Genomic DNA, 288 nt, shown 5'->3' with positions numbered 1-288 from the left:
TGTACTGGCCATCGCTGCCCAGGCTAAAGGTGCCGACACCGTTGAGGGTGACGTCACTGCCATCGGCATTATAGACGGTGTTGTCGCCGGCAATGGTGAAGGTGGTGATACTGAGATCGCCATCGACACTGCTGCCATCAATCACATTGCCGCTGACTTCCGGGCTGTCCTCGACGATGCTGCGAGTTTCATTATCATCGCTGAAATCATCGTTCACCGGGGTGACGGTCAAGGTCAGGGTCGAGGTATCTGTCGCGCCCGAGCCATCGGTTAAGGTGTAAGTGATCA

At 55.9% G+C, this 288-nt stretch carries 1 protein-coding gene; it reads right to left on the bottom strand.

Translation table 11 applies throughout. The features are described 5' to 3' along the window. On the bottom strand, positions 1-288 hold a 288-nt coding region (locus K5R16_RS22370), incomplete at both ends, for a hypothetical protein (protein ID WP_220740631.1).

Source organism: Shewanella sp. c952 (assembly GCF_019654975.1).
In the GTDB taxonomy this organism is placed as follows: Bacteria; Pseudomonadota; Gammaproteobacteria; order Enterobacterales; family Shewanellaceae; genus Shewanella.
Note: the sequence above shows the minus strand (reverse complement) of the source record. Positions and strands in the feature narration are given on the sequence as shown.